Source organism: Pantoea sp. Tr-811, assembly GCF_011752535.1.
In the GTDB taxonomy this organism is placed as follows: domain Bacteria; phylum Pseudomonadota; class Gammaproteobacteria; order Pseudomonadales; family Pseudomonadaceae; genus Aquipseudomonas.
In genome coordinates, this window is the sequence record NZ_VWXJ01000007.1 from 21,458 (window position 1) to 36,232 (window position 14,775).

At 66.5% G+C, this 14,775-nt stretch carries 7 protein-coding genes; all 7 read right to left on the minus strand.

Annotation, left to right across the window (positions count from 1 at the left end):
- Window positions 1-12 precede the first annotated feature (12 nt).
- Window positions 13-786: an enoyl-CoA hydratase gene (locus tag F3J44_RS12385; RefSeq protein ID WP_167067313.1), complete on the minus strand. Its 774-nt coding sequence runs from the start codon at window positions 784-786 to the stop codon at window positions 13-15.
- A 13-nt stretch (window positions 787-799) separates the two neighbouring features.
- A complete protein-coding gene (locus tag F3J44_RS12390) occupies window positions 800-1,927 on the minus strand; it encodes an acyl-CoA dehydrogenase (RefSeq protein WP_167272732.1) in 1,128 nt (375 codons plus the stop codon).
- An 8-nt stretch (window positions 1,928-1,935) separates the two neighbouring features.
- Window positions 1,936-3,129 carry an acetyl-CoA C-acyltransferase gene (locus tag F3J44_RS12395; protein ID WP_167067307.1) on the minus strand — a complete coding sequence of 398 codons (1,194 nt, stop codon included), beginning with the start codon at window positions 3,127-3,129 and terminating at the stop codon, window positions 1,936-1,938.
- 11 nt (window positions 3,130-3,140) lie between these two features.
- Entirely contained in the window at window positions 3,141-3,908 is a 768-nt protein-coding gene (locus tag F3J44_RS12400; protein ID WP_167067304.1) for an SDR family NAD(P)-dependent oxidoreductase, read from the minus strand.
- Window positions 3,909-3,922: 14 nt separating this feature from the next.
- Window positions 3,923-5,569 (minus strand): AMP-binding protein, encoded by a 1,647-nt coding sequence (locus F3J44_RS12405; protein ID WP_167272735.1) that lies wholly within the window; start codon window positions 5,567-5,569, stop codon window positions 3,923-3,925.
- Between the two features lie 124 nt (window positions 5,570-5,693).
- The gene (locus F3J44_RS12410) at window positions 5,694-10,145 is read right to left on the minus strand and encodes an NEL-type E3 ubiquitin ligase domain-containing protein (RefSeq protein WP_167272737.1); all 4,452 of its coding nucleotides are present in this window, start codon (window positions 10,143-10,145) and stop codon (window positions 5,694-5,696) included.
- Window positions 10,146-10,273: 128 nt separating this feature from the next.
- Window positions 10,274-14,752, minus strand: a complete 4,479-nt coding sequence (locus F3J44_RS12415) for an NEL-type E3 ubiquitin ligase domain-containing protein (protein WP_167272740.1) — start codon at window positions 14,750-14,752, stop codon at window positions 10,274-10,276.
- Between the last annotated feature and the right edge of the window lie 23 nt (window positions 14,753-14,775).

Sequence of the window (14,775 nt, forward strand, 5' to 3'; positions counted from 1 at the left end):
TGGGATAACGGCTCAGCAGTCCTTGAACTGCGCTTCGCGCTTGGCAATGAAGGCCGCCATGCCTTCCTTCTGGTCTTCGGTGGCGAACACAGCGTGGAACACCCGGCGTTCGAAGCGCACGCCTTCGCTCAGGGTGACCTCGAATGCGCGGTTCACGCTTTCCTTGACCATCATGCTCACCGGAATCGACTTGCTGGCAATGGTCGCCGCCACCTTCAGCGCCTCTTCAAGCAACTCGGCCTGGGGCACGATACGCGCCACCAAGCCGGCACGCTCGGCTTCCTCGGCGCCCATCAGGCGACCGGTCAGGCACAGCTCCATGGCCTTGGCCTTGCCCACCGCCCGGGTCAGGCGCTGGGTGCCGCCCATACCCGGCAATACCCCGAGGTTGATTTCCGGCTGGCCGAACTTGGCGTTGTCGGCGGCGAGGATGAAGTCGCACATCATCGCCAACTCGCAGCCCCCGCCCAGGGCGAAACCGGACACGGCGGCGATGATCGGCTTGCGCCGGTTGGCGATGCGGTCCGAATCGCTGAACAGGTCGTCAACGTAGATGTGCGGGTACTGCAGCTCGGCCATTTCCTTGATGTCGGCGCCGGCGGCAAAGGCCTTGGCGGAGCCGGTAAGCACCACGCAGCCGATGTTCGGGTCACGTTCGAGCTGGTCCAGGGCCTGGTTGATCTCGGCGACGATCTGCGCGTTCAGCGCGTTCAATGCCTGGGGGCGGTTGAGGGTGATCAGGCCGACCTTGCCGTGGATGTCCAACAGGATGGTTTCGAAAGCCATGCAGTCTGCTCCTTCAAAGATTGCGCGCAATGACCATGCGCTGAATATCGCTGGTGCCTTCGTAGATCTGGCAAACCCGAACATCACGGTAGATGCGCTCCAGCGGGAAGTCGCTCAGGTAGCCATAACCGCCGAGCGTCTGCAAGGCATCCGAACAGACCTTTTCGGCCATTTCCGAGGCAAACAGCTTGGCCATCGACGCCTCCACCAGCGCCGGGCGCCCGGCATCACGCAGCGCAGCGGCGTGCAGCACCATCTGCCGGGCCACGGCAATTTTCGTCGCCATGTCGGCCAGGCGGAAGGCCACGGCCTGGTGTTCGATCAGCGCCTTGCCGAAACTGTGCCGCTCGTTGGCGTAGTCGCGCGCCACTTCGAACGCTGCACGGGCCATGCCCACGGCCTGGGCGGCGATGCCGATGCGCCCGCCCTCAAGGTTGGCCAGGGCGATCTTGTAGCCTTCGCCTTCGGCCCCCAGGCGGTTGGCCAGCGGCACGCGCACGTTGTCGAAGACGATCTGGCAGGTGTCGGAAGCGTGCTGGCCAAGCTTGTCCTCGACCCGCGCCACTTGGTAGCCAGGCGAGTCGGTGGGCACGATAAAGGCGCTGATGCCGCGCTTGCCGGCCGCAGGGTCGGTCACGGCGAACACAATCACCACCCCGGCATTCTGCCCAGAGGTAATGAACTGCTTGCTGCCGCTGAGCACGTAATGGTCGCCCTCCAGCCGTGCGCGGGCCTTCAGGCCGCTGGCGTCGGAGCCGGCTTGCGGCTCGGTGAGGGCAAAGGCCCCGAGCATCGCGCCGCTGGCCAGGGGCGCCAGGAACTGGGCTTTCTGCTGTTCGCTGCCAAAGCGCAGAATCGGTACGCAGCCCACCGAATTGTGCACGCTCATGATGGTGGAACAGGCGCCGTCACCGGCGGCAATCTCCTCCAGGGCCATGGCGTACGCCACATAACCGGTGTCGCTGCCGCCCCACTGTTCGGGCACCAGCATGCCGAACAGGCCAAGTTCGGCCATCTCGGCAATGGCTTCGCTGGGAAAGCGGTGGGCCTTGTCCCATTGCTCGGCAAATGGCTTGAGCCGCGCCTGGGCAAAGGCTTTCACCGCATCGGCAATCTGTTGTTGCTCATCTGTTACCAGCATGGTTCACCTCAGTACAGGCATTCGACGGCCATGGCCGTGGCCTCGCCACCGCCAATGCAGATGGCCGCCACGCCACGGCGCAGGTTGTTCTGGCGCAGCGCCGACAGCAGGGTTACCAGGATGCGCGCACCCGAAGCGCCAATCGGGTGGCCCAGGGCGCAGGCGCCGCCATGGATATTGACCTTGTCGTGGGGCAGGTCGAGGTGTTTCATGGCCGCCAGGGTAACCACGGCGAAGGCTTCGTTGATCTCGAACAGGTCCACCTCGGCCAGGTTCCAGCCGGTGCGTTTGATCAGCTTGTCGATGGCACCGATTGGTGCGGTCGGGAACAGCGCCGGGGCATCAGCGAATGCGGCATGGCCATGGATCACCGCCAGGGGCTTGAGGCCGCGCTTGTCGGCTTCGCTGCGGCGCATCAGCACCAGCGCGGCGGCGCCGTCGGAAATCGAGCTGGAATTGGCAGCGGTCACCGTGCCGCCTTGGCGAAACGCCGGCTTGAGCTGTGGGATTTTGTCCAGGCGTGCCTTGGGCGGCTGCTCATCGTCCTTGACCATGCGCTGTTCCTTGCCTTCGCTGACCTCCACCGGCACGATCTCGGCGGCAAAGCGGCCATGGGCGATGGCCGCCTGGGCCCGGGTCAGCGAGGCGATGGCGAACTGGTCCTGGGCTTCGCGGCTGAAGGCATTGGCCTGGGCGCAGTCTTCGGCGAAGGTGCCCATCAGCCGGCCCTTGTCGTAGGCGTCCTCCAGGCCGTCCATGAACATGTGGTCGATGACCCTGCCGTGGCCCATGCGGTACCCCCCCCGGGCCTTGTCCAGCAGGTACGGCGCGTTGCTCATGCTTTCCATGCCACCGGCCACCACCACCTCGGCACTGCCGGCCAGCAGCAGGTCGTGGGCCATGATCGCCGCCTGCATGCCCGAGCCGCACATCTTGTTCAGGGTGGTACAGGTGGTGTGCTTGCCCAGCCCTGCGCCCAATGCCGCCTGGCGCGCCGGGGCCTGGCCCTGGCCGGCGGGCAGTACGCAACCGAACAGTACCTGCTCGACACTGGCGGCATCGATGCCGGCGCGCTCGACGGCGCCGCGGATGGCAGCGCTGCCCAGCTGCGCTGCGGTCAGGCTCCTGAGGTCGCCCTGCAGGCCGCCCATGGGCGTGCGCACGGCGCTGACAATGACAATCGGGTCGTTTGCGTGGGTCATGTGCGTTCTCCTTACCTGGCAGCCATGCGCAGCGCGCCGTCGAGGCGAATCACCTCGCCGTTGAGCATGCTGTTCTCGATGATGTGACGGGCCAGCGCTGCATATTCCTGCGGGCGGCCCAAACGCTGCGGAAACGGCACGCCCGCCGCCAGCGAAGCGCGCACTTCTTCGGTCATGCCGGCCATCATGGGCGTTTCGAAGATGCCCGGGGCAATGGTCATCACGCGGATGCCGAAGCGGGCCAGCTCGCGGGCGGCGGGCAGGGTCAGGCTGGCGATGGCGCCCTTGGAGGCAGCATAGGCAGCCTGGCCGATCTGGCCATCGTAGGCGGCGATGGACGCGGTGTTGATGATTACCCCGCGCTCGCCGCCCTCGTCAGCCGCGCCCTCGGCCATGGCTGCGGCAGCCAGGCGCAGCAGGTTGAAGCTACCGACCAGGTTGACGTTGATGACCTTGGCGAAGCTGGCCAGGCCATGGGGCCCGTGCTTGCCCAGCACTTTCTCGGCGCCGACGATGCCGGCGCAGTTGACCAGCCCGTGCAGGCTGCCAAATGCCGCCACAGCCGCATCGACCGCCGCCTGCGCGGCCTGCTCGTCGCTGATGTCGGCCACCGCGAAGCGGGCGCTGTCACCCAGTTCGCGGGCCTTGGCCTCGACGGCCTGGGCATTGAGGTCGACCAGCATGACCTTGGCGCCGGCCGCGACCAGCATCTGCGCGGTCGCCGCGCCAAGCCCCGAGGCCGCGCCGCTGACGATGAAGTGTTTGTTGGCTATCTGCATGGTGGGTTTTCCTTTCAGGCGCTGGCAGGGGTGGCCTGCTGCGCGTGGTGTTTGGCCACTTCCTGGTTACGCAGGATGAAGCGTTGCAACTTGCCGCTCGGGGTCTTGGGCAGCTCGTCGACGAATTCGATTTCACGGGGGTAGGCATGGGCATACAGGCGTTGGCGCACGTGCTGGCGCAGGGTGTCTGCCAACGCTTCGCTGGCGGCGCAGCCCGCGGCCAGCACCACGAAGGCCTTGATCAGTTCGGTACGCTGCGGGTCTGGCTTGCCGATCACCGCCGCCTCGATCACCGCCGGGTGCTCGATCAGCGCGCTTTCCACATCGAACGGGCCAACCCGGTAGCCTGAGGTGGTGATCACATCGTCGCTGCGCCCGACGAAGCTGATGCTGCCGTCCTGGTTCAGCTCCACGGTGTCACCGCTCAGGTAGTAGTGGCCGACGAAGGCCTTGGTCGGCAAGCCGTGGTAACCGTCGAACCAGCACAGCGGCGAATGCTGGCGGTCCACCGCCAGGATGCCGGGCTGGCCAGGCGGCAGTTCCTCGCCCTGCTCGCCCAGCACGACGATGCGGTGGCCGGGGATGGCGAACCCGGCCGAGCCGGCCTGAACCGGGTGCTGCAAGCCGTGGTGATTGCACAGCACCATGCCCAGTTCGGTCTGCCCATAGTGGTCGTGGATGGTGACCCCCAGTTCCTCGGCGAACCAGCGGATCACTTCCGGGTTCAGGGGTTCGCCGGCACTGCTGACGACCCGCAGGCGGCCCTTGACCGGCGTCGAGAATTCGCTGCCGCCAGCAATCAGTAGGCGGTACGCGGTCGGCGAGCCGGCCAGGTTGGTAATGCCCAAGGACTGGATGATGCGCGCGCAGCTTTCAACACTGAACGGGCCGTCGTAGAAGGTAGTGGCGCAGCCCAGCGACAATGGCCCGGTGACGGCGTAGTACAGGCCGTAGGCCCAGCCCGGGTCGGCCAGGTTCCAGAAGTTGTCGTTCGGGCGCAGGTCAATGGCATCACGCATGTAGCCTTGGAACGCGACGATGGCCCGCAGCGGCACTTCCAGTGGTTTGGCAGGGCCGGTGGTGCCAGAGGTGAACATCAGCAGGAAAGGGTCGTCGCCGCTGCGCATCACCGGTTCACACACTGCGTCGGCGCGGTCCAGGCATTGCTGGAAATCCAGCTCACCGCTGCGGGCATTGACCGTGATGACGGTCGGGCAGCGCTGTAGCGTGTCCAGCTTGGCGCGGTTGAGGCTGTCGGTAACCACGACGCGGGCCGCGGACTGTTCCAGCCGGTGTTCGATGGCCTTGGGGCCGAATGCGGTGAACAGCGGCTGATACACCGCCCCCAGGCGCCAGGTGGCGAGGATGGTCACCAACAACTGGGGGGTGCGTGGCAGCAACCCTGCCACCCGGTCCCCGGCGCCAACGCCCTGTGCCCTGAGCACGTTGGCGAAGCGGACCGCCTGCACCTTGAGTTGATCGAAGCTGTAACGCGCACGGTTGCCATCACGGTCTTCCCAGGCCAGCGCCAGCGTGTTTTTCCCGGCATGGCGGTCACAGCATTCGACACAGGCATTGAGCGCTTGCAGGTTGCCATGCAGCGCCGCAGCAACGGCCTGGCCATGGTCGAACGCCACCGCGGCCTCGGTGTAATCGCGCATCGTCGGACTCCTTGGTTTCTTGTTTTTGGAGTTGAACCTCGGTCCGACGATGTTCGCGCTGCTGGCGCGCGGCGACAATGGCCAAAGCTGTCAAACTGGATGACCGGTTTGGCCGTACCCGGGCCTAGCCGGCGCGCCGCTCCAGGGCCCGTATGAAGCGCAGGCTCAGCGCCCGCTTGCCATTGGCACGCTGCCCTTCCAGTTCAACCCGCCGGGCCTGGAACAGTGCCTCGCCCAGTGCACTGCGCTGGGCCAGCAGCGCCTGCCACCCCTGTTCGTACACCTGCTCGATGGTTGCAAGGTCGGCGCTGAAGTTGCGCGCGATCAGTGCTTGCCAGAACGGCCGCTGCCCCAGGTAGGCCGCCAGCGCCTCGGCGCTTTCCGCCTGGCGCACGGTGCGCCGTGCCGCCAGCAGTTGCTCGCTGCTGATGCGGTTGAGGTCGGTGACCCGCATGGCATGGGGCTGCCCCGGCAAGCCCAGCCACTGGCGCAAGCGCACACGGTAGCCCAGCCGGATACCAGGGGCATCGATCAGTTCGCGGCGCTGGTGGCGCGCGGCAACGTCCTGCCGGGCGATTCGCTCCACCTGCTCAAGGCGGAACAAGCTGCGGCCCAGGGCGAACAAGCTGGCTTCCCCAGCCCCGCCTGGCCCGGCATTGGCAGGTGGGCCGGGCTGGTTGCGCAGGCGCTGCACCAGCATCTGGCTGAAGCAATCCATCACTGCGTTCTCGTCCGTCGGGCGCTGCCCGGCAAGCTGAACCACCCTGCCGCGCAGCGCTTCATCGGTTTGCATCGCCGGCAACAGCGCCCAGAATTGCTCGGCCATGTAGGCCTGGGGCCAGGCAAAGCCGGCCAGCGGCATCAAGCGTTCCAACAGCTCGATCAGGTCATCTCCCCAGGTTTCCAGCACCAAGCGGTTCCAGGCCTCGGTGCGCGCCTGCTGGTCGTGCGCGGGGTTGCCTAGCCACCAGCTACGGGTCGCTTCCGGGTCCTGGCCGACGCGAGGTTCCGGCAGGTGCTCTTCAACAATCGTGTCCAGTGCCTGCAGTGCCATCAGGTCGCTGCTGCGCAGAGGGTTGTTGGCAACCAGTAGCGAGCGGCGAAACTCGTAGGGCATCAGCCGCACTTCTTGCGGCACATCCGCCAGTTGGTTGTTCCTCAGGTCGGCCTCTTCAAGAAACCCACACAGCCCGATACCCTTGGGCCAGGTACTCAACCGGCAATTGCGCAGGCCAAGCCGAACCAGGTGCGGGAGGCCGTTGAAGCTCATCGGGTACTGCCCCAGCGGGTTGTGGCTCAGGTCAAGGTGGGTTAGCCGCGCCAGGCTGTGCAGCTGGGCCAGGGCAGCGGCATCTGGGCGGATGTCGTTATGCCGCAGGCTCAGCTCGCGCAGTTCAGTGAGGTAACCGATGCCTTCGGGGATGTGCAGCAAGCGGTTGTTGTTCATGTTCAATTCACGCAAGGCGCCGAAGGCCTGCAAGAACTGCGCGGGGATGTGCATAAGGCCTGTTTCGTTGAGTACCAGCACCGACAGATGCCTGAAGGTGATCGCCGTCGGCAGCTCAGGCAGGCTGCTGATATTGAGCCCTACCAGTCGCAAGCGCTGGCCAGCGGCTTGCCCCTGGCCATCGATCAGCGGCTCACCCTGCACCCGCCAGGCCCTGATGATGTCTTGGCAGACGCGCATGCGGGTGTCGCGCCGGGCATCGTTGAGCTCACTGCCCGCCCAGCGGTTCAGCGCTCGGTGCAGCTGCTCGTGGTCATCATGCAGGTCCGCCAGCACCTGATAGGCCCGGGCGCTCTGGCGTAGCCGCTGCGCGAGCTCACGCTCAACCTGGGCCTCGGTGAGCCCCGGGAAATAGCGGTGCATGGCTTCACGTAACAGTACCCCAGGCGTTCTGCGGCCCTGGGGCCGCCCGCTCAGCACATAGCCCACGCGGCCATCTTCCAGCCGCCGGCCGGGGTTGAACCATTCAGGCTGCGCTGCCCAGCCGAGGAGCTGGGCTATGCCTTCGCTGGAAGCCGGAAGCTGCGCAAGCACCCAACTGCGCAACTGCCCGACGGGGTCGTTGCCGGTGATCGCCAAGTCAGCCAACTGCTCAGCCGACAGCGTGTCGACGATGGCCGTGAAGAGGTCGCGTGCCCGCTTAGCAGCCAGCGCTTGCGGATGGCCTTGGCCATCGAAGCGCCAGAAGCGCCCTTGATCTCGCACCAGCACCGTGACGGGCGCTGTGGAATCGCTGGCGACCACGCTGCCGATCAGGCGCCCGGCCACCGAGCCTTCACGCAGTTCCAGGTTGACGCTGCTGGGCGCCTGTTGAGCCAGCAACGCCAACACCAGTGCGCCAGTATCGTCACTGTAGGCATTGCTCAGGTACAGCCCCTCCAAGGCCAGGTTCAGGCGTGCGACACGCAGCAGTGAGGCCGCCCTGGTCGCAATCACCAGCGGCAGCTTCTGGCTGTCGACCGCCTGGCGCCTCGTCGCCTCGTCAACATCACCCAGCGCCTCGCGCGCATAGGCCTCGGGCAGCGCCTTGAAATCGCGCCGCACCAGGGCCAACAGGCCGTCCTCGCGTGGTGCCAGGCGCGTCAGGTGCTCGAACAAGGGCCCGCGCAAGGCCGTTGCGCTGGCCAGCACATTGGCCAGCCCCGTGCCCACGAAAGGCTGCGCCTCGCACCACTGCAGCAGCGCGATGTCCTCGGCCGGCAACTGCCCTGCGCGAACATGGGTGAAGAAGCGCTCCACCCGGCCATCCTGTTCGAAACGCCGCAGGGTTTCGCGCAGGTTGACGGGGGCGCGGCGGTTTTCCATGAGGATGCCGCGCAGCTCGTCCTGGTCGACGCCAGCCACCTGCAGGATCTGCCGGGCCCGCTCGGCCCCTACGGCAGGATGTTGCGGCCACAGGGTATCGAGCATCAGCTGGCTGTCGTGCCAGTACCGCGGTTGCTCGCACAGCAGACGCCAGCTGCACTCGCCGTTGTGCACCACTTCAGGCTCGAAGGCGTCGTTGCGCAGCGGGTGGCGCACACGGTATGGCCCCTCCGGGTCAGGCCGGTGCACCTCGAAGTACCGCGAGCCTGAACGCAGCCATTTGCGCGCGCCCAGGGCGTACAGGCCATCGCTGCCCAGTGCTGGCGTTTCGGGGTACGACTCGTAGGGCACCAGGTCACCGGACCACAAGCGCTGCCCCTTGCCCGGGAGCGTCACCGGTTCCATGGCCGCGACCACGGCGTTGTGCAGCACCGCACCTGCGCCCACCACCGCCGCCGTCGACACCACCGTTTCAAGCACATCGAACAGGTGCTCCAGCGCCTCATGCTGATGGCCTTCGGAGAGGTCCATCACCCCCTCGTACACATCCGACAGCGTCTGCGCCAGCAATTGCCCAAGCAACATGGCACCGACCACTGGAATGAAGAAGCCCGCCAGGTTCAGCACGCCCATGCCCGCTGCCTCCCAGGCCTGAAGCCTGGCCCGCGCCGCTGCTGCATTGGCTTGCGCGGTCGGCACCAGCAGCAAGCGGGCATCGTCCTTCACCCGTTGCACCTGCTCACTGGCCATGGCAGCGAACACCCCACCTTCGGGCACCCGGCCTTGAACCTGAAGGTCTGGGGATGCATCTTTGAGGCGCACGTCCAGGTGCTGGACGAACCTTGCCCGTTGCTCCAGGTTCACCAGCTGGCTGAAATACTGCCGATAACCTGCAGCATCAAGCGCCTCGGCCAGCGCCTTGTGCATGGCCTCGGCGCTGTCGAAACGGCGCAAGGCCTGGCGCGGGTCGCCCGGCAAGTACAGCACCAGGCTCTGCGGCGCACCGGCGGCGTCTTTCAGCGTGATGAGCAGGCCGTCGGCAATCGGTTGCCCCAGCACCTGCAGCAGGCCCGGATAACCGCGCAACCCGCTGGCCAGTTTGTCATCGTCGTCATCGGCCACTTCGCGCAGTGCCAGCTCTTCAAAGGCACTGATATCCCCGCGCAGGGCGGCAATTTTGCAGGCCAGCTTGAAACCCGCCCGTTTGTCATCGGCCAGGTCGCTCACTGCGCCAGGGGTGAGTGCCTTGTCCAGTTCGGCCTGGTACTTTGCCCCCACATCCCGCTCACGACAGGCCTGGACCAGCGTATCAGGCGCCCCGGACAGCACCTCGTCCGTGCCCGGCGCCACCAGGCCGCTGCCCAGGTAGTAGGAAGCCTCTGGCGGGAAGTTGCTCATCAGTTGCAACAGGCCGTTGCGCCGTGTTTCACCGTAGCCATAGGTTGGCAATGCCAGGTTGGCAGCGGTATCGAACCGTGGGGTCACCACCCGCCACTCAAGGTCGGCGAAGCGCACGCCTTGGGGCAGCGGCTGCTCCAGCAAGCCCAGCAGCTGCCGCTCGGCGAACACCTGCAGCGGCAGCAGTTGCCCGGTGTGCGCACGCAGCCGCCGCTGGCTTGCCCGGTGCGCCAGGAACAGCCCACGCAAGGTGGCAAGCTGGGTGGTGGAGGCTCGGGTTAGCCAAGCGGGCAACCGTTGGCGAATGAAATCCTGTGTAGCGGTGCTGAGCTTCTGGTCCATCGAGGGTATGGCGTGGGTATTCATGGCGGCTCTCGCGCAGTCATTGGCAGAGGCCGATACTCTGGCAACGGCGCCGCTGCCATCAGAGGGAACCGTGCCGCTGCGAAGCGGCGGCGCGGGCGGCCTTGCCAGCGCACGCCGCCCTGGCCAGGTCAAGGCTTGCTCAGTTCTTCCCGGGTCAGGCGCAGGGCAAGCGCCTGCAGCGCCTGCTCACGCCTGGCCATCAATTCCCTGGCCTGCTGGTCGTAGGCCCCGCTGCCCAGGCGCTCGCGGTTGCCATCGAGGGTTTCCAACGCCTCGTCGAAGGCCTGCTCGACGGCATCGAACGCCGCCCGGTGGGCTGCCCGCAATACCGGCACCCAGAAGTCGCGCTGGCTGATGTACAGCACACGCGCCTCGGTCGATTCGGCGTTGAGCACGGCCAGGTAGGCCCGCTCGATCGCTTGCGGGGGCACCGAGGCAATGGCGCTGAACAACATATGGCGCGGCTGCCCGATCAGGTTCAACCGCGTGGCCAGGCCCGTGCGATATGCCAGGCTGACCTCGACCTCCTCTTCGGCATGGGCACCGCGCTGCCAGCGGCCATCGGCGTAACGGGCCTCGATATCGGCCTGGGCTAGGGCCAGCACGGTATCGAGGCGGAACAGGCGCTGGGCGAGCAACAAGCGCTCGCCGCGCGTGGCAAGGGGGTCACCTCCCTGGGTAGCGTGCACGACCTGGGCGCGCACTTCGAGGGTGCTGAAGCAGTTGGCGATATTGTCAGCGCAGGCACGCGGCTCGTCGGCCAGCGCGAACAGCTCCTGGCGCAGGCGTTGTTCGGCAAGCAGGGCATCGATCATCCCCCACACCCTGGCGCCGATGCCTGCTGGGGCCACGCGAAACTCGGCGGTGTGGACCAGCCCCGTGAGCACGTTGAAGAATGCCTCGCTACCGGGCTCGTGCTGCAACCGGTCCCAGGCCTCGGCACGCGCAATCTGTTCCGCTTCTGCCTGCGTTGCCAGCCACTGCCGCCTGGCCTCGGCCAGGTCCGACAAGCCCTCGGGCGCTGCAGTGGGAACACGCTCGGGAAGGTACAGTTGCTCAAGTTGCGCGGCAGGGATTGCGTTGCCGCGCACGTTGAGGGTTTGCCGTAACTGCAAGGGCGCATCGAGCAGGGTTTGTGGGAAGTCAACGATGTGGTTGTCACGCAGGTCGGCGTATTCCAGTTGCGCGCACCATTGCAGGCCACGGGGTACGGCCTGAAGGCCGGTACGGCGCAGGCGCAGGTCGCGCAGGCGCAGCAGTGCCGACACATCCAGGCCCACCCTGCCCAAGGTGTTTTCACTGAGGTCAAGGGTACGCAGCTGAGACCTGCTGGCCAGTACCGATACCTGGGCAGCTGTCAGTCGCATGCGGTTGCGCTGCAGGTTCAAGTGCCGCAACTCAGGCATGCCCAGCAGCCCGTCGGGCAGGGCGCCTAACTGGTTGTTGCTCAGGTCCAGGTGGCGCAAGCCGGTGAAGCGGCCGAGAAACCCTGCCGGCACACTGCCCAGGCGAAGCCCTACCAGGGTCAGGTCCGTAACATGGGCAAAATCGGTATTGGCCGGTAGTGCCGGCAGCTGCGCCACCGGGATCGCGATGATGCTCAGGCGTAAACCGACGATGCTGCCGTCTGCATCCATTTGCTGTTCGCCTTCGAAGCGCCAGGCCCGGCGCAGGGCGTGGGCGACATGATAGCGGTCGGCCTGGGCACGCCCCTGGGCCTCGCCGGTCCAGCGCGCAAGGCTTTCATCCAGTGCCTGGTACTGCAGCTCCTGGAGCAGCAGACTGTGAAACGGCGAAGGGGTGTCGTCGGTGAGGATCAGCAGGTAGCGCTCGACATCGGCATCATCCAGCGAGGGGTATAAAGCGCGAATCCGCTCGCGCAGGGTTCGCCGGGGGGCTGATGCTGCCGGGCGCTTGCTGGCCTGCCCTCCCAGCAGGTAGCCCAGCCGGCCATCGGCCAGGCGCCGCATGGGCGCGCCCATAGGCCTGGCCTCACGCCAGCCCAGCAACCTCAACTGCGCTTGCGAGGTGTCGGGCAACCAGCCCTGCAGCGCAGCACGAAGCTGCTCGGGTGCCTGTGCCCCGCTCCATCCGCGGAGGGTTTGGTAGCTGGCGGGCAAGCAGGCTGCCAGCACCTCGCACAGCCCTTGAGGTTCGGCCACTGCCAGGGTGCTGGGCAGGCCGCGTGAGTCATACAGTGCGAACTGGCCGTCCAGCCACACCAACACCTGTGTCTGCTGCCCCGGCGCCTCGGGCAGCAAGCGCTCCTGCAAGGCGCCCAGTGCCGACTGCGCACGCAACTCAAGGTTGACCTGGGACTGGCTCAGGCCATTACGGCGCAGCAGTGCAAACGCCAGGGCTACGCCTTCCGGCCGGTAGCTGCTACGCAGGTAGAGCGTTTCACGGGTGCGGGTCAGGCGTGCCAGTTGCAAGGCACCCCGAGCGCGCTCGGCGAGTGCCAGCGGTACCCGCGCCTGCGCCTGCATGGGTTCGCGCAAGGCCATGCTGGCCTGGTTGAGCACATCCACGGCGTAGGCATCCGGCAAAGAAGGAAAGTCACGTTTGAGCAGCGCCAGCAGCGGCTCTGTTGGCAAGTATCGCGCCGAGAAATGCTCGAACATGGGCCCGCGCAAGGCCTGAGCTTCCTGCTTCACATTGTCCAGCTGAACCTGCAGGGGTTCGCCTTGCAGGCCAAGCCGGTCCACGCACCATTGCAGCAGTTCGGTATCGTCCGGCTGGCCAAGGAACGCCTCGATCCGGGCATCCACGGCAAAGCGCTCCAGGGTGTCACGCAGCTGCACCGGCAGCCGCCGCCCCTCGACCAGCAGACCACGCAGATAAACCTCGTCGATATCCGCCACCCTTAGAATCTGCGTCACCCGCTCGGCATCCAGCGTGCTCGCGGCAGGCCACAGCCGTGCCAGCAACAGCTGCATACCCTGCCACTCCAATGGCCGCTCACTGGCAAGCCACCAGGCCCGCTCGCCATTGCCACGCAACGCCGGCCCGTACCTGCCGGGGCCATCACGGTGCAGCAGGCGCCAGGTGCCAGCATCGTCCTGGCGCACCCGGTACAGCGCAGCGCCCTGGCGCCACCAGCAGTGGCTGCCATCGGTCAGCAGACCATCGTCGCGCTCGATCAAGTGCACTGAAGGTTGGGTTTGCTGATACGGCGCCAGGTCGTTGCGCCACAGCCGTGCCTGGCCCGCCGGGTTGCGGACCGGCTCCAGTTGCTCGACGAACGCGCTGCGCACGGCGTATGCACCCCCTGCCACCACGCCAGCCGATGCCAGCGACAGCGCCACCTGGAGCAAATGCTGCAGCGCTTCGTGCTGGTGGCCCAGGCTCCAATCGTTGGCCCCCTCGAACACCTCGCCCAACAACTGCCCGACCGCGTCCGCCAGCAGCAAGGCGCCCAGCGCTGGCACGAACAGGCCCGCCAGGTTGAGCAGTGCCAGCCCGGCAGACTGCAGCGTGCGCAAACGCTCTGCCGCGGCTTCGCTGTCCGCCTGCGCGGTGGGCACCGCGAGGTAGGCGGCATCGGCCTTGATGCGAGCCACGTGCCACTGCGCCAGTTGCACGAAGAGGTTGGCGGGGGCCTGTGCCCGGCGCGGTTGCAGGTCGGGTGCATCATCCTGCAAACGGGTCGCCAGCAACGCCAGGCACTGCGCCCGCTCGGCCAGGCCGACACGGCGGGCAAAGGCACCTCGGGCGTGTTCATCCGCCAGCGCCCCGGCCAGCGCGCGGTTGGCCTCATCCCAATCGTTGTAGTACCGCAGCGGGCGCTGTGGATCATCCGGCCAGTAAAGCATTACGCCCTGCAGCAGCTCGGGGTTCAAGACGACACTGCCGCCCGGTGCCCAGGTGCCAAGCAGCTCAAGGCACAATGCACCGTCCACGCGGCAGCCCAGTACCTCGACACCCCCCACTGCCACACGGCGGCTCAGCGGGTGGGTAGGTTGCACACCGCTGGCGAGCTGGCGCAGCATCTTCAGGTTCTCGCCTTGCACCTGCCCTTTTAGCGCAGCCACCTCGATCGCCAGCGAAAGCTCCAGGCGCTTGTCCTCGGCCAGGGCATGCTCGAACGGGCCGTTCAGCACGTCGGCCAAGTGCTGCTGGTAGGCTTTGCCCACATCCACACGCCGGCACGCCTCGACGATGTCATCCACCTGGGTATCGACCACGCGATCATCCTGCCCCGGCTCAACCGGTGGGCTGACCAACGCGGTCTGCTCGAAGAAGGACTCGCGTGGCTTGAAGTTCTGCATCAATTTCTGCAGCGCCGGCATGCGCACGAAATAGGATGAAAAGTCAGGCAGGCCCAGCGGGCTGGTGCGCAGGTGCCGGCGCTCTTCGCGCCATACCAAGGTGCTCAGGGCAACCGGCAGGTTCAGCTCAGCCTCAAGCCGCCTGCGGGCAAAGTCATCCAGCGGCTGTACCTGCGCAGAAACGCGGTTGATTTCGCGCTGGCTGGCCAATCGCGCGGTGACCCGCGCGCGCAGGGCTGCAAGGGATTGGGCGCTGGCATTGGCAAGCCAGGCGGGGAGTTGCTGGCCGATGAATCGCTCGGTGATACGTGGCGAGCCAGGGGTACGGGAGGGAGGCATGCGGGGTTCTCTCTGGATGGATA

Excerpts from the sequence above, each read along its gene's own strand:
- F3J44_RS12415 (WP_167272740.1), bottom strand. The coding sequence starts at position 14,752 with ATGCCTCCCTCCCGTACCCCTGGCTCGCCACGTATCACCGAGCGATTC.
- F3J44_RS12395 (WP_167067307.1), bottom strand. The coding sequence starts at position 3,129 with ATGACCCACGCAAACGACCCGATTGTCATTGTCAGCGCCGTGCGCACG.
- F3J44_RS12390 (WP_167272732.1), bottom strand. The coding sequence starts at position 1,927 with ATGCTGGTAACAGATGAGCAACAACAGATTGCCGATGCGGTGAAAGCC.
- F3J44_RS12385 (WP_167067313.1), bottom strand. The coding sequence starts at position 786 with ATGGCTTTCGAAACCATCCTGTTGGACATCCACGGCAAGGTCGGCCTG.
- F3J44_RS12405 (WP_167272735.1), bottom strand. The coding sequence starts at position 5,569 with ATGCGCGATTACACCGAGGCCGCGGTGGCGTTCGACCATGGCCAGGCC.
- F3J44_RS12400 (WP_167067304.1), bottom strand. The coding sequence starts at position 3,908 with ATGCAGATAGCCAACAAACACTTCATCGTCAGCGGCGCGGCCTCGGGG.
- F3J44_RS12410 (WP_167272737.1), bottom strand. The coding sequence starts at position 10,145 with ATGAATACCCACGCCATACCCTCGATGGACCAGAAGCTCAGCACCGCT.